We start from the raw sequence: 840 nt of genomic DNA, 5'->3' as shown, positions 1-840 counted from the left end.
CAGCCGGTCTGGAGCGCGCCCGCGCCGGAGCCCGCGTGTCGCGCGGAAATTTCGCTTTCGCCGGCGAGTATTCGTGCACTCGGTGACCTGACGGATCATCTGCCCGCGGTCGGTTTATTCTTTATGCTGCTGGTGCTGTCCGTTGTGATGGTTCGTCTGGGCAGGGTGTTCCCTGCAAAGCAGGCGGATCGGACTGATGCATTCAGCGTTCGCCACGGAACGTCAGTTCCCGTGCCGGCGCCGTTCGGCAGTCCGGCGATGGCTGCACGTGCACTTGCGCATGAGGAAACCGCGTACTGGCAGCAGCTGCTGGCCGCTTTCGCGGTCGCCATTGAGGCGGAAGGGTACACCTTCGGTACCGATGCACGGGCAAAAGTGGCGTTACCGCACGACGTGCGGGCACGAGCGGGTGCGGCAATTGTGAAAGCGCGCTCGCGGCACATTACGCCGCTGCGGAGTGAAGCGGCGCTGGAAGATTTGCAGCTGCAGGCGGCGGAGGACGGCTACGCGGGCAGCTGGGCGGACTGGTGCCAGCGGGGCGCAGAGGCGGCCGGCTGGTATGTCATCAGGCGTGAGGTGACCCAGCTGCCTGACGGTGCGGTAACGACGTGAGGAGCGGGGTATGACTCAAACCGAAACAGGCGTTTTAACGTTCTTTTCCTCCCCGCGCTGCGCAGGCTGTTCGTTCCTCGCATACGCTGCGGTACGCCTCAGCCTGCACCCCGCAGGCAGGCCTGATTAACGTCTGACCCCGGCAGCCCGGCTGCCGCAACCACGGAATTTCCTCTTATGACACACCCCGCTGAAATATCGGCTCAGCCGGTCGTGCGCGATCGCTGG

Annotated in this window: 1 protein-coding gene; it reads left to right on the top strand. The window is 64.5% G+C overall.

What is annotated here, in order from left to right; genetic code table 11:
- Positions 1–612, top strand: a 612-nt coding sequence (locus CBW22_RS26570) for a hypothetical protein (protein WP_088518132.1), incomplete at its 5' end; no start/stop codon positions are given.
- Between the last annotated feature and the right edge of the window lie 228 nt (positions 613–840).

Origin of the sequence: Pantoea sp. VS1, from assembly GCF_002207995.1 — a bacterium.
In the GTDB taxonomy this organism is placed as follows: domain Bacteria; phylum Pseudomonadota; class Gammaproteobacteria; order Enterobacterales; family Enterobacteriaceae; genus Pantoea; species Pantoea dispersa.
The sequence above is the reverse complement of the archived record's forward strand: the minus strand, read 5'-3'. Positions and strand labels throughout refer to the sequence as shown.